Here is a 22,741-nt window from a genome sequence, read left to right as displayed (position 1 = left end):
CCGGCGGGGACGCGCCCTCTCGCTGTCTCGTCCCGCAATCACTCATCGCCGGGAACGCCGTAAGATGGCGCTTGCCGTGGATCGAGTGCGCGTTGGACATAAGCTGCCATCTGCGGCTTGTAGATCGACCAGAGACCGCACAGGGCGTCGATAGGGCAGACCTCCGTCCAGTCGCAACGCAGATCGACCACCGGCCAGCTGAGCGTGTCGACGATCTTCAGGCCGGATGAATGCACCGGCCCAGCCTCGCCGCCAGCGTCGCGACCGGCCCGCATCGCCATCAGCAAGCGGTCCCCAAGATGACCGGAGGACGAGACGAATGCTTCGACGATCGCGCGAGGAACATCCTCGTTTGCGAGCAGATTGCCTCCCGAGGCCACATTGGGACCGTTCGCCTGCGTCCAGATCCCCAAGGAGTTTGGTCCGGAGTGGATGGCTGTATTGCCGTGATGATCGATGGCCAGAACCTGGCGATATTCCAAGAAACCGCTGCGCCGCTTCATTTCATCCACAGCGGCTTCCGCCGTCAGACCTCGCTCCATAAGGTCGAGCGTAAGAGGGCCCAAAGCCGGATCGGTCACATTCTGCGAGGCGACAGCGCCGACGCCGGCGCGTGCGTGGGAGCATCGAGCGGCAACCGCGGGAGAGGAGGACGAGATGGCGACCCCAAACATCCCGGAGCCAGCACAACGCGCTACGAGGGAGAAGGTCATGGCGTCACTCCGGAATCACCGCTGTGGCATCAATTTCGACGAGCCACTCCGGGCGAGCCAGGGCTTGAACTACAAGGCCCGTCGAAACAGGGTAGACGCCTTTCAGATACTCCCCCATCGTCCGATAGACAGCCTCTCTATGCCTGACGTCGGTAATGTAGACGACCACCTTGACGAGGTGCTCCATCTTGCCGCCGGCTTCCTCTATCAGTTGCCGGATGTTCTGCATCACTTTGTGGGTCTGCTCCGCAGGATCGTGGCTGTCGATGTTCTTGGCATCAACGAGGTTCTGCGGGCACTGGCCACGTAGCCAGACGGTTCTGCCGCCTTGGGTCACGACAGCCTGGCACAGATCATTGTCGAGGTTCTGTTCTGGATAGGTGTCCTTGGTATTGAACTTCCGGATTCGGGTATGGGCCATAGTGAGCTCTCCGCAGTGGCAGTTTGACTTGGTGTCAGGCGTCTGCAGCCGCGCGCTGCATTGCTGTATGATATTCCATGTACTTCCGCTGCGTCGCGATCCGGTCCGCCAGATGTTTTGCATCATGCCAGACCCCCCAGATGAAGCTTGAACCTCTGCGGGATTGCCACGGCAGGCCGAGGAAGAAGATTCCGGGCTCGGCGGTGACGCCGCGGGAATGATGCGGGGCTCCGCGTTCATCAAAGACATCGACCTCCAGCCAACTGTAATCGGTGGCGAAACCGGTGGCCCATATAACGGCAGTAACGCCAGCCGCGCTGAGATCCAGTTCCTCAAGGGGATGGTCTATGCAGGCATGACTTCCCTCGATGGAACGAGCCTCGGACTCCTCCGGCAGGTCCAGACCGTAACGAGCGACGTAGAGATCGGCTTCATCGAGAAGGGACAGGAAGTTCGCGTCGCCGCGGGCGATGTTCTCAGCGAGGTCAAGCGCGAAGAAGAGCTTGCCGTTCTCAAATCTATCCGTTCGCCCGACTAGAGTCAGGCCTTGCGAGGCCAGCCGGCGGAAGTCTATCGTCTCGCCGCCGCGAGCACCGCTTACGGCAATGGTAACATGTTCCTGGCCCGGCCCCCTTGTCTCGGCGTCCCATTTGTTGAGCACGCCGAGCCACCAGCAGAAATCGCGTCCGCGGTAGCTTCTGGGCGGCCGGTCGTGCGGACCCACGGACAGAAATACGCGCTTGCCGGCGCGGGAAAGTTCGTCTGCAATCTGGACCCCGGAGGAGCCGGCGCCGACGACCAGGACTGCCCCATCGGGCAACTGCCCAGGATTGCGATAAGCACTGGAATGGATTTGGAGGATGTTCGTGTCCGCCGGAATGATTGGCGGGATCACGGGGATCTGGAACGGACCCGTTGCGGCGACGACGTTTTTGGCCTCTATCTGGCCGTCCGAGGTTTCGACGTGGAAGCCGATCCAGCCAGCACGCTTGCTGACCTTCCGTACTTCGACGCCACATCGTATCGGCGCATTGATCATCTCGGCATAGGCGGCGAAGTAATCGGCCACCGCTTCCTTGGCAGGAAAACTGTCCGGATGGCAGTTGGGGAATTCCATTCCGGGAAAGCGATCGTGCCAGGCGGGACCGTTTGCCACAAGGGAGTCCCAACGCGCTGAACGCCAGCGCTCTGCAATGCGACTGCGCTCCAGAACCAGGTGCGGTACTCCGCAGTTGCTCAAGTGCTCACTCATGGCCACACCTGCCTGGCCAGCTCCGACCACGAGAGTGTCCACCTTTTCAACCGACATGAATTCATCCCTTTCTGCCCCGACTTATCCGGCTTATCCGGAGGGACCGATGCTATTGCTGTAAGGGAGGCCGAACACTGCGCAAATTACGTTTTGTCGTTTCACTAGTTAGGCTGGACCTAAAGCGCCGCTGCGCCCAGCAGGTCGGCATCGGCTTTTTCGTCGTACTGGTTCGGAAATTCCGAGTTTTCAAACGGTCATCGCCGGTGCACATTTATGCATCGCTTCAAGGCGGTGCCTATTTATCGAGCGCACCGCTGGAATAGTCCGCCGCCAATGTGTTAGCTGCTGGTGAAAAATTGGTAGGAGATCGATGCTCGCGTCTGTCGCAAATCCGCTTATTACCTTCTCAGGTATCGACAAGACCTATGACGGTGAAACCTTTGTCACGCGGAACCTGAATTTCGCGATTGAGGAAGGCGAGTTCCTGTCCCTGCTTGGTCCATCGGGATCCGGAAAGACTACAACGCTGATGATGCTGGCGGGATTCGAGGCGCCCAGCGGCGGAGCGATCCTCCTTGGCGGCAGCCGATTGAACGAGACGCCTCCGCACCGCCGCAACATCGGCATGGTCTTTCAAAACTACGCGCTGTTTCCCAACATGACCGTGGCGCAAAATATTGCCTTTCCACTGGCGGTGCGCAAAGTAGGAAAATCGGAACAGCGATCGCGGGTAGAGGCTGCGCTTTCGATAATTGAGCTTGCTCATCTCGCAGATCGACGCCCCGCTCAACTGTCGGGCGGTCAGCAGCAGCGGGTGGCGCTGGCACGGGCTTTGGTGTTTGAGCCGAAACTCGTACTGATGGACGAACCTCTGGGCGCGCTCGACAAAAACCTCCGCGAGGCGATGCAGTACGAAATCAAACGCATACACAAGCGCCTCGGTGTCACCATCGTTTATGTAACTCACGATCAATCGGAGGCGCTGACGATGTCGGATCGGGTGGCCGTCTTCCACCACGGCCGAATCCAGCAGATGGCGGCACCAAAGCTAATCTATGAGGATCCTGCCAACGCTTTCGTCGCCAGCTTCATCGGCGAGAACAATGGTCTGGAAGGCCAGGTCGTCGATCTTTCTGATGATTATGCAAGCTTGACTCTAACACCAGACGTGACCATCCGAGGTCGTGCCGGCGCCGGCTTGAGCATAGGTAAGACTGCTTTTCTGGCGCTCCGGCCTGAGAACGTCTCCTTCGACGCGGATTCAGGGGAGGGCAGCAACCGGCTGACGGGCATCGTTAAAGAGGCCATTTACTGCGGCGACCATTGGAGGCTGCACCTGACAGTTGCCGGCCGAGATGGCTTTATCATGAAAGTTCCGAACCGAGCCGGGATGACCCTGCCAGTACCGGGACAACCTGCGGCGATTTCCTGGCGGCAGGACGACTGCAAGGTCGTCGCCAGCGAGAGCGCCTGAGGCCATCCATAATCCATAACCAAAAAGGGGACTTCCAATGCGTAAACTGGGCTTATCAGCGCGGGCAATGCTGCTCGCATCCAACATCCTCGCCTTCAGCCTCCCGGCGGCCGCAGAAGCGAACTTGACCGTCGTCACCTTCGGCGGGGCTTTCGAAAATGCGGTCGATAAGGCGTTTTTCGGGCCTTTCACGGCGGCCACCGGAACGCAGGTGACTAAGGAGCAATATGATGGCGGTCTAGCGAAGCTGCGCGGAATGGTGGAGTCGGGTAACACGACATGGGACGTGATCGATCTTGAGTCCAATGACGCCATTGCCGGCTGTGACGAGGGCCTGCTGCAAAAGCTTAACCCGAAGCTCCTGGGCGATACGTCTGACTTCATTCCGGGAGCTGTGCTGCCGTGTGCCGTCGCTTCCATGGTATGGTCCACGGTTTTCGCCTACGATACAAGCCGGATGGCGACTGCGCCGGCTTCGATGGCCGACTTCTTCGACACCGGAAAGTTTCCTGGCAAGCGTGGACTGCGAAAGAACCCAAAGGGCGCTTTGGAGTGGGCCTTGATCGCCGATGGCGTGGCAGTTTCGGATGTATATAAAACACTTGGGACCACCGAAGGCCTGGACAGGGCGTTCAAGAAACTTTCGACGATCAAGAGTGACATCGTATGGTGGGACGCAGGATCCCAGGCTCCCCAGCTCCTGGCGGACGGCGCCGTTGCGATGACCATGGCCTATAATGGCCGCATCAGGGTCGCACAGGTTGAGGACAAGCGTTCCTTCGCGATCGTCTGGGACGGGCAGGTCTATGACTACGAATGGTGGGCCATTCCGAAGGGCGCTAAGAAGGCATCCTCTGCCGAGCAATTCATCGAGTACGCGTCGAACCCCGAAAACATCTGGAAGCTGTCCAACTTCATTCCCTACGCTCCGCCGCGCAAGTCGGTCATGGAAAGCGTAGACAAGGCCGTGCTTTCTCACCTTCCGACGGCTTCGGACAACTTCAGAAATGCGCTCCAGCTCGACTCGGAGTTCTGGGCGGACAATTTTGACAGCATCAACAGCCGTTTCATGACGTGGCTGGCCCAGTAAGCTTGTGCTGGTGACCGCTGCGGCGGTCACCTCTTCTGTCATAGTTGAAGTTCACGTGCATTCGTTGAATGGGCTTCGTCGATCAAAGGACCGCTTGAGTGATCACAAGCACCATGGAAAATATTGCATCAACGAACGCGAGGTCTCGAGTGGCTGATTCCCGGAATGGTTATCGTGCCGCCCGCCGTCGCGAGGCCTTCCGCGCATTTCTGCTTGCGGTGCCTCTTTTGGTTTTTCTCGCGGCCACTTTCATTTTCCCGATCGGAAAGCTTCTGCTGATGAGCGTGCAGAGCGAAGAGGTTGCAAATGCTGTTCCACAAACGGCTGGCTTACTCGCCGGCTGGGACGACACCTCCAGCCTGCCGCCGGCTCCGGTCTTTCAAGCCTTGGCCGAGGACCTTCAGGCCGCTCAGGAACAGGGCGCGCTAGCCTCGGCTGCCCGCCGCCTCAACAACTACGAGCCCGGGTTCCGTTCACTTCTGTTGAAGACAGTGCGCCAGCTCCCGCTGGCGAGCGGTCTTCAGGCCGACTTGGAGCTGCCGCGCATCGACCAGCGTTGGGGGAACGTCGACACTTGGCGCAAACTGCAGCGCGCCGCGAGCCGCTACACGCCAGACTTCCTGCTGACCGCCATGGATCGGCAGGTCGGCCCCGAAGGAATTGTCGTGACTGTGGAGCCGTCGCAGCAGATGTATGTCGCTGCCTTCCTCCGTACGTTTGCAATCAGTGCATCGGTGACGCTGATCTGTCTCGTTCTCGGCTACCCCGTCGCTTATCTGCTCGCCAACCTGCCGGCGCGACAAAGCAACCTTCTGATGATCTTCGTCATCGTCCCGTTCTGGACCTCACTTCTGGTGCGGACAACGGCCTGGTACGTGCTTCTACAACCAAACGGCGTGGTCAATTCGATGCTGATTGCCAGCGGGATCATCAGCGAGCCGCTGTCGATCATGTTCAATCGGGTGGGCGTGCTAATCGGAATGACGCACATCCTGCTGCCCTTCATGATCCTTGCCAACTATGCCGTGATGCGGGGCATCTCGCCGGTATATCAGCGGGCGGCAGTATCGCTAGGGGCCCATCCGGTCCATGCCTTCCTGAAGGTCTACGTCCCGCAAACCATGCCCGGTATCGGCGCGGGCACCTTTCTCGTTTTCGTTCTGGCGCTCGGCTACTACATCACGCCCGCGCTTCTTGGGGGAGCGGGGGATGAAATGGTCAGCCAGCTTATCGCGCTACAGATGGATCGACAGCTGAACTGGGGACTCGCCGGTGCCCTGTCGGTGTATCTCGCCGTCTTTACCCTGATCATCTATGTCGGCTTCAACCGCCTGATAGGGATTGATCGGCTCCGACTCGGTTAAATGTCAGAATTTGTCAAAGCGTCAGGGAAGCATGCATGACAATGGAAACCACGACAGTGCTGTCAGAGCGCATCGCCTCGCGGGGAGTGCGTATCTTCTCAGCTGCGGTGCTGTTCTTTCTCGTCGCTCCGATCCTGGTGATCGTCCCTCTTTCATTCAACGAAAGCACATATTTTTCATACCCCATGAGCGGCGTGACGCTGAGCTGGTACGAGAGGATTTTTGCTGCTCCGGAATGGCGTCAGGCGATCATCAACAGCTTCTCGATCGGATTGACTTCCACTGCCATTGCGACGGTTCTTGGAACACTTGCTGCGATCGGCATCAGCAGACCGAGCTTCCCATTGAGAGGATTGATCGTGCCGATCCTGATAGCGCCGATGATCATTCCCGTGGTCATCATCGCAGTCAGCCTGTATCTCGTCTTTGCTCCCCTTCAGCTTACCAATACCCATCTGGGCGTGGTGCTGGCGCATGCCGCCTTGGGAACGCCTTTCGTCGTCATCACCGTTACCGCGCGGCTGATGGCGTTCGACAACAGCCTCTTGCGCGCGGCGGCCGGCCTTGGAGCCTCACCCCTCGTGGCCTTTCGACGTGTCATGTTACCCCAGATCCTGCCGGGCGTGGGGACGGGAAGCATCTTTGCCTTCGCGACCTCGTTCGATGAGGTGGTCGTGATCCTGTTTATCGGGGGCACCGAGCAACGCACTATTCCACGGCAGATGTGGGCAGGCATCCGCGATCAGATCAATCCCACGATATTGGCGATGGCGGGGCTGTTGACGATTTTCGCGATTGTCCTGTTCTTGATCATCGGCTGGCTACAGGGCAGGACCTCGGCTGCAGCACGCTGAGTGCGTTCTGCAGATTGTCAGCGGCGGCGAGGCAGCAAAGTGGCAAGCGAAAAAGCGGGCTCGCGCACGTCGTTCACGTCGGGACTAACTCCCGCGGCCAGCAGCTTTCGGCCGATCATGTAGCTGGATGGATCATTGATGGCATCAACGGCCAGGAGTTGACCGCCTCGGAAATACCAGATGGATTGTGTACCTTCCCTCTGTCCCGGCCGCACGACCACCGTGTCGTGGTCTCGGCCCAGGCCGACGATCTGCAGTTTGGTTTCGAACTGATCGGACCAGAACCAGGGGACCGGCTTATAGAGCCGCTCCTCGCCGGCAAGACAAGCGGCGGCTGTTTCTCCCTGATCATTGGCATTCTGAACCGATTCGAGGCGTGACAGGCGACCTGACAAGGGAAAAAGGGCACAGTCGCCAGCCGCCATGATGCGTGGGTCGCTCGTGCGGCAAGAGGCATTCACGATGATCCCGTTGGCAGTGTCGAGCCCCGCCGCAGAAGCGACCTCGTCGTTCGCGACGCCCCCGATACCAACGACTACGACGTCGATCTCATGTTCCGTTCCGTCCGACAGAACAGCACGCCGAACATGTTCTGGGCCGAGCAGGGCCAGCAAGGCGACACCTTCGCGAATCTCGACGCCACGGGCCCGATGAAGTGCTGCTAAATGTTCGGCCGTAGCAGCGGAAGCGACACGGCTAAGAACACGGGACGCAGCCTCGATCAGGAGAACGGACATCCCCTGTTTTCGTGCAGCTGCAGCAACTTCGAGGCCGACATAACCGCCACCGAGGACAAGCAGCCTCCGTCCGGGTTTTATTTCCGCCTTTAGGCGCTGCGCATCCTTGGCAGAGCGAAGAGTGTAGACGCCTGCAAGCTCGCCACCCAGTTCGGCCTCAAGGCGCCGGGCGCTGCTTCCTGTGCTCAGAAAGATCTGATCGTAAGCAATCCTATCGCCATTGCTGAGGGTGACCCTGCCGTCCCTCCGATCAATTTCCTCGACCCGGCGGCCAAGCCGGAGATCGATGCCTTCATACCATTGCGGCGGGCGTATTAGGAGCGCCTCGCTGGAAAACTCTTCTTCCAGCCAAGCCTTCGAGAGCGGAGGACGGCGGTACGGCAACAATGGCTCGTCGCCCACCAAAGTTATAGGGCGAGAGGGTGCAAGCATACGCAGGGTTGCTATGAAAGCGGCAGCGGCCTGCCCGGCGCCGACAATAAGGACATGGTCCCTCATGGCGCCACGTCCGGCACATAAAGTGCCAGTCCCTCAAAATCCTCCCGGACCCGGATCTGGCAACTCAAGCGACTGGTCGGCGTTCGCTCGCCCTCGACGAGGTCGAGCATTTCCTCTTCCAGCCGTCCGGGCGGGCCAAGATGTTCAGCCCAGGCCGCGTCGCTCGTAACATGGCAGGTCGCACAGGCCAAGGCGCCGCCGCACTCGCCATAGATGGTCCGAACGCCTGCCGTGACAGCAGCCGTCATCAAGTTTGTGCCGGGAGGTACGTCGGCGGTGGTTTCAGTTCCGTCTGCTTCCCGCCAGGTTATGCGCGGCATGATGATACTCCTGCATTTCGACCACGCAGTCGCCCGCATCTCCGCAGACTTCAAGCGGCAGAAAACAAAAGCGAGCTGCGCCATTCCTGACGCACCGGACATGATCTTTTTGACATTGAGATATGTTGGGCGTCCCGCCTCTTGGGCGAGGGAGCACGCCACAACGCGGTGCCGCGGGTAACGCTATTCCGCGGCCTGGGCGAGAGCGAACGAGCGGTCAAAGCCTGCCACGCGTTCTGCAATGTAATGCATGAAGTCGTAGATTGGCCGCTCGAGATAGGAAAGATGGCCGGCTCGGGCCGCGGTCGCGCTCAATCCCCGAAAGACTTTTTCCGTGCAGCCCCTGTCTTCCAGATTGACCTCGTCAAGCAGGGTTTTAAGGGAGGCGACGTACTCCTCAGCACGAGGATCCGCCATGAACTCAGGCGACAACCCGCCTCCGAACACCATCGCCACCTGACCTGCCCCTTTCGGATGAAGGGACAGGTACCAGAAATAGCCAGGGGTAAGAGTGATGAGGTGGCTCGGATAGAGCGTCAACAGGGCAGTGGTGTTCCGCCAGCGGCCTTGAAGCCGGGTATTGCTGGGATGCGCATTGCCAATTGCAAGGGACGCTTCTTTCGTGATCCAGTGATAATTGAAGCTTGGCAGGCCCGCAGGGCACTCCATTTCCTCAAGCTTGGAGAAACCACCGACTGTGTTTGCATGGCAGACCGGCAAATGATAACTCTCCATGAAATTCTCGGCGAGAACCTTCCAGTTGGTGTCCCAGACATGGGTCTCGCGGAAACACTCGACGTAATTCTCGACCTCATATTGGGCGATCATCTTCTCGACTGTGCCGAGGGTCGACGCGAGGCTTGGCCGGTCGCTATCGAGCGTAATGTAGACCCAGCCGAGCCATTCCTCGCAACGGATCGTTGGTAGAACATAGTCGTCTTTGCAGAAGCCGGTCGTCTCCGCCATGAACGGCGCGCCCCTTAGCCGGCCATCAAGGCCGTAGGTCCAGGCATGGTAGGGGCACACGATCAGACGCTTGTTGCCGGACCCTTCGAGCAAGGTGGACATGCGGTGAAGACAGACGTTTGAGAATGCCCTCAGTACATTCTCCTTGTCGCGCAGAACGACGACGGGCTGACCCGCCAGGTCGTAGGTGAGGTAGTCCCCCGGTTTTGCCAGACTGCTGGAGCGCCCGACACAGATCCATTCCTTGGCGAAAATGGTCTCGGTCTCACGAGCAAGAAAATCCTCGCTTGTATAGACGCTTGGCGGCATCGCCCGGGCATCTTCAAAAGGCCGTGCGGCGGCTTCAACCAGTTCGGCTATAGACTCGGAAAGCGTCATGTCTTCATCCTCATTGTGACGGAGATCTGCGGGCACTGGCTTGATCGGGAGATGTTGAAATGTTTGTGGCATAAGCGCAAACTCAAATATCCGAGCTTTTAACAAGGAAAAATATGGTTCGCTTCACGTTGCGTCAGTGTACTTATTTCCGGGCCGTTGCCGAACACGGCGGCATCGCCCAGGCGGCACGTGCCCTCAACATCTCGCAGCCGTCGGTGTCGCAGGCTCTGGAGAAGCTAGAGGACGTGACTGGGCTGGTTTTGTTCGACAGGCATCATGCGCGCGGACTGACCCTGACACTTCAGGGGCGGATATTCCTCAAGCATGTGACCCAGTTGGAAGACCAGGCAAGCCAGGTTGAGAGAGAGGCTGCGGGCCTTGCCGCCGAGACGGCAGGCGAAATCCGGTTGGGCATTTTCTGGACGCTCGCCCCCTTCTACGCCCCCAGCCTCATACAGAAGTTCACGAAGAAAGTGCCCGGCGTATCGATCCTTCAGCAGGAGATGTCGCTGGCTGATCTGGCGCATGCATTGCGGCAAGGGACAATCGATCTGGCGCTCACCTATGATCGAGGAGCGGAACCCGAGGGCTTGGCCTTCACCGAACTTGCCGTCTTACATCCCATGGTCGTGGTGGCGGAGGATCACCCGCTCGCAGGACGCCGTTCGATCCGCCTGGCGGAACTTGCACATGAGCCTTACGTCATGCTGGATGCACCGGGCAGCCGTACCTACTTCGAAGGCTTGCTCGCCGAAAACAGCATCGCTCCTCCGATATCGTACGTCTCCAACTCGCTGGAATCGGTTAGGAGCGCGGTGGCGGCGGGCTTTGGCTTCACGCTTCTCGTGATGCGCCCGCCCACTGACACGACCTATGACGGCAGGAGGGTGAAGACGCTCCGTATCGAAGGCAAAGTAGCCTCACTGAGGATCGTCCTAGCATCTCGGGAGGGAGCGCACCGCGGCCTCATTTTCCGCCATTTCACGCAGCATTCCGTCGAGTTCTTTGCTGGTGGTGTATGACTGTCCTGGTTGGTGACCAGGGTCTCCGGAAGTCTCACTCAGTGCAAATCAACGGAATTGCCGGTCAGCATCCTTGATCAAGCAGCAGAGCTTGGAAACGCTCGTACGAACATCTGCAAATTCATCTGCAGTGCCGTCACAGCAGACCACGAGGTTTTTGGCATCCGGACACCAATTAATAGAAAAAAGATTGTGGGGGGTCAAAGCTCCACCACGGTATCATGATAAAGCCCAGCTTTCAGGGCCTGCGTGGAGAAGAGAGTGCTCTCGCGATTGAGCGCGTGTACCAGTGGTTGGCGAGGAACCTCGGTTTTCCGAACCTCTGAACCATGTTTGTGTGCCATGGTCGACATTAAAGTCTGGAGCCTGCCTTGGGCAGTGGCATCTTTTGATTTGTGTTCGAACAGGCTCCAAAGCGACTTTGGAGTCGCATTCAGGCTGCCATGGTGGCCTACCTTGTAGAGATCGACAGCTTTGAGTTTCTCACGGATATCTTCCTGATTAAGCGCATATGACCAGTTTTCAATTTGGGCGTCCCCTGGGAAAAGAAGACTCTTCGACCCGGTTTTGAAGAGCAAGATCATGCTCGTATTATTCAGTGCCTCATCGAGAATGCGGACAATCCGAAGCATCTGGTCTGTCCGCAGTCGCTTTGCTTGATTAATCAGCCATCTTGTATCGATGGGAAATTGGTCGCGATTTTTCTGGGCGAGATATGTCGGAAACAGCGGCTTGACCTTGCCACTTTTTGCCTGCCCCAAGGCATTTGCTGCATTTGCCAGAAGGTGCCAGAATTCATCTTTGTCCCGGCTACGCTGTTTTCTGATTGTCTCGGATTGGTCCACCGTTGGTGGGCCAAGAACGTCGACAGTTACGCCTGGGAGGAGGTTCTGCAGTGCGGTTGGCTGCTGAGCATGCGCGTATTCCCGCTTCTTTCCCATCGTCATCAGGTTTTTGATCGCATCGAGGTTCGCGAGGTTGTTTTCCCCCATAAACGACAATTCGTTACGCAGATCTGCGGAGAGGTAGCGCACGCGCTTCACTTCTGACAGAACCTGAGCCGCGGCAAGCTGCATCTCGGCAAGTGAAGAGACGTGGTGCGCAGCCAGGGATGGTTCGCGGCGTCGTGGCCCTGTCGCCTCAGGCGACAGATCTGGATCTTCCGTCCAGGGTTGGAGCACGAGTTCAGGATTGAGACCGGCGATGATACTTCCTGAAGATGTCTTCTTGTTCCTTGTGGCGAATCCCGAGATATGGTCCTTATGTCGATGGGTTGCCACAACTGCAGTCAACTTGCCCTTTGAACGATCTGCAATGTCCCGTGCTATGAGATCAAGTTGATTTTTTGGCACGCCCTCAGGCAATCCGGTGGAGCCGAAGTCGATCAGTACATGGCGCTCTTCCGCGTCATATTTGAAACTAAGCAGGAAGCAGTCTCCAAAGCCTACCTGATAGGAGCGAATTGAGACCTGTCTAGGGTTCATCGCACAGTCTCCTTCACGCCGCTTCGTGAAAGATGAAGTGCCGCGAAACTGCCAGTGCGATCTTGCTGGTCGAAGTACCCTTGTTCCCAAAGATGTCTCAATCGGCGGCCCTGACGGGCGACGTCTGCCTCATCATTGAGAAGATGGTTGGCGATTTGATATTTGAGCTGTCCATATTCGTCGAAAATCAGCGTGCCGCCGCCGAGAATTCGTACCGACCGCCAACGTTCCATCTCTTCCGGAAGGGATACCTTGAAATCCTCTTCGAGTTCCTCCACTCTTAACGTTAGAACCTGGACGTATTCAGCAATCGTCTCCCGCAAGACGAAACCATCCGGCGCTATGCGGACGCTAGGGCGCACCGACTGGACTTCAATGTAGCCAATGTCCCCAATTTCCAACGATCTGCGATTTTCCCAAACGAAACGAAAGACCTCCTCGTTGTCTCGCAACATCGAGTCGAAATGCGTCCGGCTGTAAATCATTTCCTTGTTACAGCGAAGCCAACTGCCATCCGCGTCAGTGTGGGTGCTTGGCCTTATCCCAAAATCCGCAAAATTGGCGAGCAGCGCGCTTCGATAGCCGTATTTGTCGTCGGGAACGACTTCGCGGTCCACGGTGAGAAGGGCCGACAAATAATCGGCAAATGACAGATCCACGGGCGGGCAATAGTCGATTGCTCGGATTGCCATCGTTAGCAAGTGATCTGCGGCCCGAGCACCTTCTTCAACGACAAGCGAGCGATCTTTCTGTCCATCAGTAATGGTGCCGATCCGGCCTAATCTGCTAATCCAGATGTCCAGGAAGGATTTGAGCATCGCCGCAACGAGAAGTTCGCCCCGGGCATGGACCTCCAGGTAGTCCGGATCATCCATATAGTCTCTGCCAGGCTTGAGCTCGATTGAATGTCGGAGAGATTTCCCGCGAACCCCGCTGAGCTCCTGCCCCATTTCTCTGGCCAGTCCAAATAAGACTGACTGAGACAGCCGCGCTTTGGTCAGGTGTTTTTGATCGATAAGCTGATCACTTGGCTTGCCATCGAGGACAGCTGCAACCACCTCCTCGAGGGCGAAAACCGAAAGCAAGGCAACGACATCCGAGAAGCCCTCATGAAGCGCACCTTGATCCGGTGTTGAGGGCTCGAGATACCGGGCGCGCAATCCGTCTAAGATAGCATGGGTCGTTTCGTGCGCAACGACATCGTGAGATAGGCTGGTGTAAATGGTTCTGGTCGCGCCATTTTTATCGGGCCTACTTTCAAAATATCCAAAGAAGAGAGATCGATCTTCACGTGAATAAAAAGCGTTCGGTTCCGCGAAAGCATGCGGTAGAATATTGAGCTGATGGCCCTCGCAGCCCCATTTGATGCGCCTGCCGAGTGCAAACTCGAAGCGCGCTAGAATTCGCATGGCTATCGCGTATGCGTTTTGCGCATGAAATCTTGGATCTGACAGAAGTTTCGCGTCCGACGCTTTGTCGAACGGGTCAAGGTAATCGCCTTCCAGGCCGGACGGCAACTCCGCCGACGCGTAGAGCGCGTTCGCAGTCACGTCGTAGTCTACAACGACGACACGGTAGCCACGAGGGCCGGGAAGAAGCTCTTCTGCGGGAACATCGACTGATGCTCTGACGATCTTACCCTCGACAGTAACAGACGGATCTTGGGCGATGATAGACAGTTTTCGTGTACTACGAAGGCTGTGCCGTGTTCCACCTACGTTACGCATCCTCCATCTCCCCAGCGTCACTGCCTACTATGCACAAGCCCTGGAAGAAGAGCAACTATGCGGAGAGTGATCGATCAATATACATCCTGATTCGACTGAGCAGTCGGAGAACGCTAAGCCCGCTCAGGCCGCGCGAGAACGGGCTTTGGCAGCGTTGCTGTCGCCGCCTGGTACTCTCATTTTTTGCTAGTGCCCGAAGCTGAATACGTTCGTCGGCGTGCTATACTCGGCAGCCAAGAAATTACCCGAGACGAGCAACGCTGCCGCCCCCAACTGAAAAAATGCCGTTCGCCTGAATCAGCGCGGCGGATTGTTCCGATTGAGAAGCGTTGCCCGTATCATATCCGCCTTCGAAAGAGTGACGGAACCGGCAACCGTGGGTGCTGAAGGTACTCGGGCGGCATCGCGCTTTTTCAGGCTTTCAATCTTCTCCGCAGCCGCCAACCTGTCAGCTTCCGATACTGTGTCGACAGGCATTCCGCCGATGTCGTGGCGAGCTGAGCCTGGCTGCGCGACGGCCAGATGATATCTCTTTGAATGGAGATAGGCCCCGGTCGTACGGCGCAGCGTCGAGACGCTGATTTCGGGTCTCAGAAGTGGCCTGATTTCATTCCAGAGCCCCAGCGCGAATGGTCGGATTGGATCGCCAGGTTCCGCGGGCAGGATCGCAATCGATTGGATGAGGAGCGCGTTGATGGCCTGCGCTTTCAACACATCCGTCTCACGCGCCACAACCGGGCCAGATTTCTCTCTTGATGATTTGCTCATGGAAGGTTTCTCACACGTCACTTCCGGACATGTAGCAACGGATATGGGCAATGTCACGGTTGAGAACGCGTCAACTGTAAAGGCCAAGGTTCAGGGTAGGTGTTCGGCCTCCTCACAGTCGCCCAGGCGACGCGTGAAGTCGGCATCGTGGGAGTTCTCCAGCCGATGCAAGACGAGCGCGCCGAGCAGAACGTTGCGCCGACTGTCCTAGGCGCGTTCCTGTTTTCCCAGCCGCGCCTTTGAGCGTCTTCTTGCGTTCTTCCAGTTCCGCCCACCGACGCCATTTTGAGACGGACCAGAATTGTCTTAGTGTCGTCCGCCGCCCGCTCGACATCGACGAGACCAGAGGCCTTGACGAGGTGGCGCAGCCGCGGAAAGCCTTGGTTGCGTGCATCGAGGTCGGGCGCTCGCTTCGCCAGATGCCCGCCCACTTGAGTAAGATTGGCTCTGCCGTCTTCGTCGGCCGTAGCGATGACCGCCTTCGTCAGCATCGCCCCTGTCGCCATGTCGAGACCCGTCTTTCGATGCACGGGCTTCGCGGCGGCAGGTTTGACTTCCGTCGGCTTCTGGCGATAGGGAACCGTGGCTTCTTCGATCTCTTCGGGTGCTGCGTTGAGCAGATCGAAATAGACGAGATTGTCGCAAGCGGTGATGAAGGGACGAGGGGTCTTGCGCTCACCAAAGCCATAGACCGTGACACCCTGGTGCCGAATACGGGCAGCAAGCCGAGCGAAGTCGCTGTCACGCCTCGTGACACCCCGATATGTCCAAGGGGAACCGATTGAATCATTGGTGTGTCGCACGTCAAATTAGAACGCACCTTGCGCTGCGAACATTCGCACAATGTATTGAGGTGAATATGCCGTTCCGCGGTAGGGTCCGGCTATGCTGCTGAGGTCCCAGAAGGATGGTCGCCTGTTATTCTAGCTTCAGACGTTCCCATTCGGCGATTAAGGAGATGTAGTTGTCTCGGAACACAATCTCCTCATTTCCTCTTAATGGAGTGGTCTGCGGAGAGAAGAATGTCCGACGAAGAATGTCGATAATGCGCATGTCATTTGGATCGGGCTCGGTCAGAGCTTGCTGCATCGCCCACAACCCTAACCTACCCCCCTCGGCGGGAAGCGCTGGATCCTCGCTAAAATAGGGGTACACAACACGTGTATATTCGCCTCTCACACGGGCATGCAATGCATCCCGTATGCGAATGATTCCCCCAATATCTCGAAATTTCAGATTCCCGTGAACACTCTTCGGTACTATTTGGACAGGCTCGTTTGACCAACGCAGCTTCGCGCTAAGCAAGTCGATTACCCCGTCCTTCAGAAGTGGGTATAGCCGTGTAAAATTCTTGTTTGATCGTATGCGATCATCGGTCATTTCCGAAAGATCCGCGCCGCCTGCGATGTGTTTCTTTACATCGGACCAAAAAGGTTGATGGAAGTCGCCGCCTTTGCTTCTGTTTCCACCTTCTTCTTTTCTGCGGTCAAGTCGAATATCTTCTTTCAAAATCGAACGCCGCACGGACTGGGGCGCATAGAACAATTGTAGGGCCTTGCGAAGCGGAATATCCTGAACTGACATGAATGCCTCGGTGTAACAAAAAAGCGAAAACCCCTTATACACAACTTGTAATATCAATCTAAACCAATCAATGCTAGTCCAGTCCATAAGCTGGTAGTTGTTGGGCCTATAGCGAGAAAATCGAAGCTGTATGGGTCTTTGATCAACTCTTGCGCCCAGTCTGACTGAGGGGCTGACAATGTGATGCACGTGAGCGTTGCGGCCCCGGCCACGTTCTACGACTTAGCTCTCATACCATAGCCTCTCTTCATTGCCTTTCAGGGCTTCGACGAGCTTGATGTTATGGGCCAGAGCAACGTGCAACAAGTTGTTGCACAATTTGTTCATCAGGGAATGCCTCAGGAAAGGTGCGCATATGTTCGAGGTTTCGTGGCGAAAGTCCCGTCACCTCAGGGAAATTGCGCCGAAGATCCACGGCGAGCCGGATCGATGACTCGCGCTCCCCCATCCCTCGCATGTCGCCGGCTTCCGATTGTCTCGGTCGGTTGCAACTCTGCCGTTGATCGCGAAGCGGTCCCATGAAACCAAAGAAACAGGTGAAGAATGTTTCCGGAAAGATTTCCGACAACTTGACGAGAATATTTCTCGGCGGTACTCAACACTCATCGACAGGAGGATTCGCATGATTCCGGCAACCGTTCTCAAGGGCGTCCGTGACGGCGCAAATATCAAGCAGTCTGCGTTGGCTGAAAGGTTGGGGGTGAGTCCGAGCGTTGTGTCGAAGCTTGAAAAAAGCGAGCACGCCGATGAGACAATGGCTCGGCGTTACCTCGAAGCTGTTGACACAGACGACGCCCGTTCCGTACTTGCATATTATTCGCTGGTTTGGACTGTTACCAAGCGTCCTTCTTTCCAGCACCCTGACCGTGATGCCCTTTGGGAAGCTGAACAGGCACTGCAGAAGCTTGAACAGTTCGAACACAGCGAGGAATACGACACCTTGCTTTCGGTCCCCCTGGATCAGATCCGTACAAATCTCGAAACGTCTGCCGAATTCGTAGGCGAACTCGACCACTCGCTTGCATTTGTGGGCGCAGTGGGTGTCGGAAAAACGACAGCACTTTCCCTTTTGACGGACCTGACCATCGTCGGGAAAAATGGCCAGGCGCAGCCTGTGTTCCCTGCCACTGGAGGTCGCACGACTACGAGTGAAGTACAAATAAGGAAGGCTCCGGCTTATGGTATTGCTGTCGAGCCCATGTCTTCAGACGAAGTTCGCCTTCTACTGGTCGAAATGGTTCAGGCAATCGCGGAGGGTAGAGGCGGTGTTTCTAGCGAACTAGATCGCGCGATCCGTAATATGGCTGATTTGAAAAAAACGCGCGATCCTAATGATGTAAAGGCACTTCTTGATCCTATTAAAGATATGCTGGAAGCCGCTCGCGGCAATCAGGATGATGTCACTGAAGAAATATTCAATAGGATGAAGCTTAGTGAGCGTACGGAGACGCAGCTGATCATGTCGGAGACCAACGAAGATGGGCTTCGCTGGCTTTCGGAAAACATTACGAAAATCAATTTCGGCCAGCATCCCCGTTTTTCGCTTCCGCAGCGTGTTGTCGTGTTCGTACCGCCAGGGGTAGTGCGGCCTTCGAAGTACGATCTTTCGATCATCGACACAAAGGGAATACACGTAACAACAGAACGCGCTGATCTCCAACAGCTCTATAACGATCCCAGAACGCTGACGGTCCTTTGCAGCAGCTTCAATGATGCGCCCGGGTCTGATCCTTTGAAGCTGATGAAGAGCATGGTCGAGCTTGGCTCGGATGCTATCGAGCGCCAGCGCGTATTGATCCTCGTCCTGCCGCGTGGAGACGAGGCGTTGAAGGTTATCGACGATAGCGGCGAGCCAGCTGAATCAGTAGAGCAGGGATATGCATTGCGTCTGGCGCAAGTTGATACGAGTCTTGCCGAAGCCGGCGTCGCTCACGTGCCAACGGTATTCTTCAACGCGATGGACGGGTCGGCTCCAAATGCCTGGAAAGAGATCGAAGACCGTGTGGGCTCACTGAGAGCCCATCAGATCGATCGCCTGCAGCGGTTCGTTGCTCTTTCTCACGAGCTAGTCACGAACGCTGACGCCGCGCGAATCCAACAAGCGCGTGTGGCAATCGAGGGAGAAGTTCAGTCTGCGGTCAAAGCCTATCGTCAGCTGCCAACTAGCGTTCGTCCATCCCATCAGACGTTGATTGAGCAAATCAAGGCAGGCCATCCAAGTTCGATTGCAGCCGCAATCACTCGACGCGGCACCTGGCTTCATTTCGAAATTCATCACTTCATCGGCGCAGGCGTTCGCGCTGATGCGAACCGGCGTTCCAGCGACTATGTGATGAAAATCACCGGGCGACTTGAGAGCTTGCAAGAAAAGTTCAAGCCGATACCAGAAATTACCGGGCTTCTCGAGACTCTCGTTGAAGACCTCCGAGACTGGCGCCAGGAGTTCCTTCAGCGCGCGCAAACGATTGGCCGGAATACCTTCAAGCCCTACCTGGATTCGTCGGCTGAGTTCTGGTCCAACCTCGAGGCGCGTTATGGTGCTGGGCGGGGGTACCGCGATGATATCGCGGAGATGGTTCAGACTTGGTTCGAGGAAACCCCAAAGCTGTCCGAGGCGCGTGATAAGGTGGACGCCCGCCTTGCCGATGCTTGGGGTGAACTCGTCCTGCAACGCTTGCTCGACGCCACGAGCGTGGCAAACACCTAAGGCAATTTCGTGTTTTGCGACGCGGAAATCGCATCCGAAGGCCTTTATGGAAACTAAAAAGGGCCCCGAAGGGCCCCAACAGATCAGAGAGCTAGCTGTTTCTCGACCTGAGTACGTATGCGCTTGTCCAGTTCTGCAGTCCACGGCCGATTGGCTCGCTTCGCAGCTTCCTTGGCGCGCGCGCTATACATTTGGACCAAAGTCTCGACAGCTCCAGCGTGTTTTTCCTTCGCCGCGGAGAGGACTTCGCTTCGAAGCGATTTTGAAATCAAAGCGGACATCTATGATCCTTTCAATGCTTACTTGCATGGGCCTTACGAACCCGAAGCCCATCCATTCTCAACTAGAGCATGTGGGTTGGAGCGCGTCAAGCGGTAGGATGCTGCCCACAATAGGTTAACACCCGATGTCGAAACGTGTTCGACAGTCTCCGGTTCCTAAACTTTTTGAGGCCTTTGTCAACCCGGACGCGAATATTGACATTGCAACTTTATCGCTAGTGAGCTAGGCGTCGCGGCACTTGTTTTCAAGGGCGGTTCTTGCATGCCTGAAATTCGCGAACTGACAGTTGGCTTGGCCATTCAACACATGATGCCCGAGGGGACTTACCCATTTTTCGATTTGGGAGAAGCAAGCATCCCTGGCCGGACCTCAAATGAACTATTCAAAGAGCATTGGGGAGCCCCGCCAGTGTGGCCGACCGACCTCTTCGCGGTTGCCGCGCATTTGATCTACACTTCGGGATTGCTGACTTATTTCGAGCCTAACCCAGATCACCCCGACAAGTCGGGGGAATATCCACCTTGCTTCACTGTTACGAAAGAGGAACGGGATGAATGCTTTGCGGCCGGCGCTACCTGGGCAATTAAGAAATCTGTACCCGGCCTAGCCACGAAGCTATGGAAGGTGCTTGCAAAAGCCCAAAACCAAACGCTAAGAGCCTCCCTTAACACCAAGAAGGGCAGTGCGGCACCAGCATGGTGGACTGCAGCCGTAAGGCTCATTTTGATCGCGGACGAGGCATGCGTAGGGCTCGGCGCACGATCGTCTCTCGAGCATCCCGACCGTTGGATGATCGATCAGTTCGAAATCTTCAATGCTGCCCCGTTCTCCGGAAAGAAGCTGCCGGGAGCAACGGCGTACCGCGCTGAGAGACAAAGGGCCACCTTTGGCGTTTTCTCCGATCCGGATGTCGGCTGCGTTCAGCCAAAGAGCCGAATATCATCGGTCGGGTGCAATCTCCGAAACATTACTCGCAATGCAGCATACATTCCCCACGTGGGAAGCGTCCGATGCCATTGGCAGCAGCCCATAGCACAGAAGATTGGAGAGGAAGTCGACGATCTCGATGTCTTGATAATACCCCTACCGTTTGAGATGAAGGACGAATGGATCGTCCAAGACGGAAATTCGAAGCCCGAGCCGACTAGGCGGCCCAAATGGGGTAACTTTGAGATAAAGCAAGGCTGGTTGCAAGATGAGGAAGTGCTAGTCGATCTGGTCCTTGACGAGTTTAAAAAGGCGCTGACCGCTCTCAAAACTAGGAAAACGGCAGGTGCATTAAACGGTGTCGTTTTCCCGGAATATGCCCTTACTGAGCCGCTTTTCAACAAAATCTGCTCACTCCTTAAGAAAGAGGAGTCGGGTCTAGAATTCGCTATCACCGGCAGCAGCAGTAATTGCGAAGGGGAAACCGGCAACTTTGTCCTAACGGCGATGTGGCCTGTAGATAAGGCCATAGACGCCCCGGTGGACGACCGCTTTCTGCTAACCAGCAGACGCAAGCATCATCGCTGGAAGCTTTCGCCATCCCAGATTGCCACTTACGATCTGAACAATATCCTCCCTAGCGAACAGGACGGAAGTTCATGGTGGGAACGGCACACGATCGCGCAGCGAGAGATCCACTTCTTTCATTTTAGAAAAACGTCTGTCCTCACCTCGATGATTTGTGAGGACTTGGCACGCAGCGATCCGTGTCACGACATCCTAAGAGCTATCGGTCCCAATCTTCTTTTCGCCCTCCTGATGGATGGTCCGCAAATAGAGAACCGCTGGCCGGCGCGCTACGCCGCGACACTGGCGGATGACCCGGGCACCTCTGTCTTGACCGTAACCTCCATGGGCTTGATGGATCGTACCAACAGGGCGAAGCTCTTTGCTAATCCCTCTTATACGGTCGCAATGTGGCGAGACGAATCCGGCGTGACCAAGCCATTGGCCCTAAATAACGGAAGTAAATCGATCCTCCTTACCCTCAAGCCGCATGCCGTTGAGGATCAGACGATCGATGGACGAACCAACACTCGCTCTTGGTCTTGGCGCTACGACGACTTTGTCAGTTTGTGACCTGCGCATTTCCGCAATACATCCTTCCATTCGCATCTTAGTCATGCCGACACAGAGACCTGAGTTTGGCCTGCGCTCGTGGTGAAAGCTCAGAAGTTCCCTTATGTATCTTTGAGCTCGCATAAAGTATGGTTAGGAAGGGAACTTCTCGCGGTCGTGAGGCCTTCTCTGCCTTGCACATTGTTGGGCACACGGGATCTGGCAAAGAATGCTGGCGTATCGCCCGATACGATCGCCAGATTGGAACGAGGCGAGCGGCTTCGTGATTAAACTGTGGATGTCGTTCAAACTGTTTTTGAAAAAGCAGGAATGGAATTCATCTCAGAAAATGGTGCTGTTTTCCTCCGGAAATGAACGCAACCACTAGGCCTAAGCGGCTTTCGCGGATTAAGAGCTCGGCATATCGGAGAGAGAAACGACATATACTGCATATCAGCTATGCTGACCGAGTTTTCCGCGAGCGGCGGCAAACAAGATGCTTCTCGATAGGTTTGCGATCGCATGGCATTTCCGAATAAAGACGCTGATCGATTTTGCGGACGATTCGTAAGGCCCATGGTCACCATACGCACTGTCGTCGCGTCTTATTCCCGCGGGCGGCTATCTACAGCTTCCGTGAAATGCTCACCGCGTGGCCAATTTTGAAGCTTAGGATTACCGCGACAATCCTAAGATATCTTGCATATCATACTCACCGGGTGCTCTCCCCATGGAGTGCTCCCCGTTTCACCGGACAGGTCGGCTAGTTTGATTTAGCCCTGATGAACTGCCGTGGGGAAGCCATCCTGAGAGCGGAATGGGGATGGATTTCGTTGTAGTCCTCGATCCATCCGTCGATGAAACGGAGCGCCGTTTCGGCGTCCGGTAGTGCCGATATGCGGATGTAATCCCGTTTCAGAGTTTTCACGAATGCCTCGGACATGCCGTTCGACTGGGGGCTGGCCACCGGCGTGAAGCAGGGCGTCAAATTGAGCGCCTGGGCAAACAGCCTCGTGTCGCGCGCTGTATAGGCCGAACCATTGTCCGAGAGATG

The 22,741-nt window shown here is 56.5% G+C and carries 20 protein-coding genes; 7 read left to right on the top strand and 13 right to left on the bottom strand.

Annotated elements, in window-relative coordinates:
* Positions 1-38: 38 nt before the first annotated feature.
* Genes BLU15_RS32465 through BLU15_RS32455 form a run of 3 tightly spaced genes read right to left on the bottom strand, consistent with a single transcriptional unit; the run spans position 39 to position 2,443 of the window.
* Complete coding sequence (locus BLU15_RS32465; protein ID WP_090301035.1) at positions 39-713, bottom strand: DUF1028 domain-containing protein; 675 nt, start codon at positions 711-713, stop codon at positions 39-41.
* 4 nt (positions 714-717) lie between these two features.
* Positions 718-1,134: a RidA family protein gene (locus BLU15_RS32460; RefSeq protein WP_090301034.1), complete on the bottom strand. Its 417-nt coding sequence runs from the start codon at positions 1,132-1,134 to the stop codon at positions 718-720.
* Positions 1,135-1,168: 34 nt separating this feature from the next.
* On the bottom strand, positions 1,169-2,443 hold the full coding sequence (locus BLU15_RS32455) for a flavin-containing monooxygenase (protein ID WP_090301032.1): 1,275 nt from the start codon (positions 2,441-2,443) through the stop codon (positions 1,169-1,171).
* A gap of 313 nt (positions 2,444-2,756) precedes the next feature.
* Between BLU15_RS32455 and BLU15_RS32450 the strand changes: the two genes are divergently transcribed.
* The 4 genes from BLU15_RS32450 to BLU15_RS32435 all read left to right on the top strand — a co-directional run bounded on the left by BLU15_RS32450 (position 2,757) and on the right by BLU15_RS32435 (position 7,168).
* A complete protein-coding gene (locus BLU15_RS32450) occupies positions 2,757-3,860 on the top strand; it encodes an ABC transporter ATP-binding protein (RefSeq protein ID WP_090301030.1) in 1,104 nt (367 codons plus the stop codon).
* A 37-nt stretch (positions 3,861-3,897) separates the two neighbouring features.
* Positions 3,898-4,950, top strand: a complete 1,053-nt coding sequence (locus BLU15_RS32445; protein ID WP_090301028.1) for an ABC transporter substrate-binding protein — start codon at positions 3,898-3,900, stop codon at positions 4,948-4,950.
* A 98-nt stretch (positions 4,951-5,048) separates the two neighbouring features.
* Positions 5,049-6,314, top strand: a complete 1,266-nt coding sequence (locus BLU15_RS32440) for an ABC transporter permease (RefSeq protein ID WP_244546883.1) — start codon at positions 5,049-5,051, stop codon at positions 6,312-6,314.
* 41 nt (positions 6,315-6,355) lie between these two features.
* Positions 6,356-7,168, top strand: a complete 813-nt coding sequence (locus BLU15_RS32435; RefSeq protein ID WP_371590250.1) for an ABC transporter permease — start codon at positions 6,356-6,358, stop codon at positions 7,166-7,168.
* Positions 7,169-7,185: 17 nt separating this feature from the next.
* On the opposite strand, the gene BLU15_RS32430 is transcribed toward BLU15_RS32435, so the two are convergent.
* The 3 genes from BLU15_RS32430 to BLU15_RS32420 all read right to left on the bottom strand — a co-directional run bounded on the left by BLU15_RS32430 (position 7,186) and on the right by BLU15_RS32420 (position 10,067).
* Positions 7,186-8,403: an NAD(P)/FAD-dependent oxidoreductase gene (locus BLU15_RS32430; RefSeq protein WP_090301024.1), complete on the bottom strand. Its 1,218-nt coding sequence runs from the start codon at positions 8,401-8,403 to the stop codon at positions 7,186-7,188.
* On the bottom strand, positions 8,400-8,723 hold the full coding sequence (locus BLU15_RS32425; RefSeq protein WP_090301093.1) for a 2Fe-2S iron-sulfur cluster-binding protein: 324 nt from the start codon (positions 8,721-8,723) through the stop codon (positions 8,400-8,402). Before BLU15_RS32425 ends, BLU15_RS32430 begins: the two co-directional genes overlap by 4 nt.
* A gap of 183 nt (positions 8,724-8,906) precedes the next feature.
* Complete coding sequence (locus tag BLU15_RS32420) at positions 8,907-10,067, bottom strand: aromatic ring-hydroxylating oxygenase subunit alpha (RefSeq protein ID WP_090301022.1); 1,161 nt, start codon at positions 10,065-10,067, stop codon at positions 8,907-8,909.
* Between the two features lie 113 nt (positions 10,068-10,180).
* Between BLU15_RS32420 and BLU15_RS32415 the strand changes: the two genes are divergently transcribed.
* The gene (locus BLU15_RS32415; RefSeq protein ID WP_090301020.1) at positions 10,181-11,089 is read left to right on the top strand and encodes a LysR family transcriptional regulator; all 909 of its coding nucleotides are present in this window, start codon (positions 10,181-10,183) and stop codon (positions 11,087-11,089) included.
* Positions 11,090-11,289: 200 nt separating this feature from the next.
* Here the strand turns inward: BLU15_RS32415 and BLU15_RS32410 are convergent, their stop codons facing one another.
* From BLU15_RS32410 to BLU15_RS41035, 6 genes are all read right to left on the bottom strand, one after another.
* The gene (locus BLU15_RS32410; protein WP_090301019.1) at positions 11,290-12,573 is read right to left on the bottom strand and encodes a ComEC/Rec2 family competence protein; all 1,284 of its coding nucleotides are present in this window, start codon (positions 12,571-12,573) and stop codon (positions 11,290-11,292) included.
* The gene (locus BLU15_RS32405; RefSeq protein WP_090301017.1) at positions 12,570-14,300 is read right to left on the bottom strand and encodes a gluzincin family metallopeptidase; all 1,731 of its coding nucleotides are present in this window, start codon (positions 14,298-14,300) and stop codon (positions 12,570-12,572) included. Before BLU15_RS32405 ends, BLU15_RS32410 begins: the two co-directional genes overlap by 4 nt.
* 297 nt (positions 14,301-14,597) lie before the next feature.
* The gene (locus BLU15_RS32400) at positions 14,598-15,068 is read right to left on the bottom strand and encodes a ProQ/FINO family protein (RefSeq protein WP_090301015.1); all 471 of its coding nucleotides are present in this window, start codon (positions 15,066-15,068) and stop codon (positions 14,598-14,600) included.
* Positions 15,069-15,121: 53 nt separating this feature from the next.
* Positions 15,122-15,871, bottom strand: a complete 750-nt coding sequence (locus tag BLU15_RS41040; protein WP_371590237.1) for an OST-HTH/LOTUS domain-containing protein — start codon at positions 15,869-15,871, stop codon at positions 15,122-15,124.
* 115 nt (positions 15,872-15,986) lie between these two features.
* Positions 15,987-16,652: a hypothetical protein gene (locus tag BLU15_RS32385; RefSeq protein WP_090301013.1), complete on the bottom strand. Its 666-nt coding sequence runs from the start codon at positions 16,650-16,652 to the stop codon at positions 15,987-15,989.
* Between the two features lie 280 nt (positions 16,653-16,932).
* Positions 16,933-17,100, bottom strand: a complete 168-nt coding sequence (locus BLU15_RS41035; RefSeq protein WP_371590248.1) for a DUF1016 N-terminal domain-containing protein — start codon at positions 17,098-17,100, stop codon at positions 16,933-16,935.
* Positions 17,101-17,274: 174 nt separating this feature from the next.
* On the opposite strand from BLU15_RS41035, the gene BLU15_RS32380 reads away from it, so the two are divergent.
* Positions 17,275-19,359, top strand: a complete 2,085-nt coding sequence (locus BLU15_RS32380) for a helix-turn-helix domain-containing protein (protein ID WP_090301012.1) — start codon at positions 17,275-17,277, stop codon at positions 19,357-19,359.
* Positions 19,360-19,902: 543 nt separating this feature from the next.
* The gene (locus BLU15_RS32370) at positions 19,903-21,708 is read left to right on the top strand and encodes a hypothetical protein (RefSeq protein WP_090301007.1); all 1,806 of its coding nucleotides are present in this window, start codon (positions 19,903-19,905) and stop codon (positions 21,706-21,708) included.
* Between the two features lie 742 nt (positions 21,709-22,450).
* Here BLU15_RS32370 and BLU15_RS32360 read toward each other — a convergent pair.
* Positions 22,451-22,741, bottom strand: a 291-nt coding sequence (locus BLU15_RS32360) for an integrase core domain-containing protein (RefSeq protein WP_143034307.1), incomplete at its 5' end; no start/stop codon positions are given.

The sequence above is a fragment of the Ensifer sp. YR511 genome (assembly GCF_900103045.1).
Taxonomy (GTDB): domain Bacteria; phylum Pseudomonadota; class Alphaproteobacteria; order Rhizobiales; family Rhizobiaceae; genus Ensifer; species Ensifer adhaerens.
This window is presented reverse-complemented; position numbering and strand designations above follow the sequence as displayed.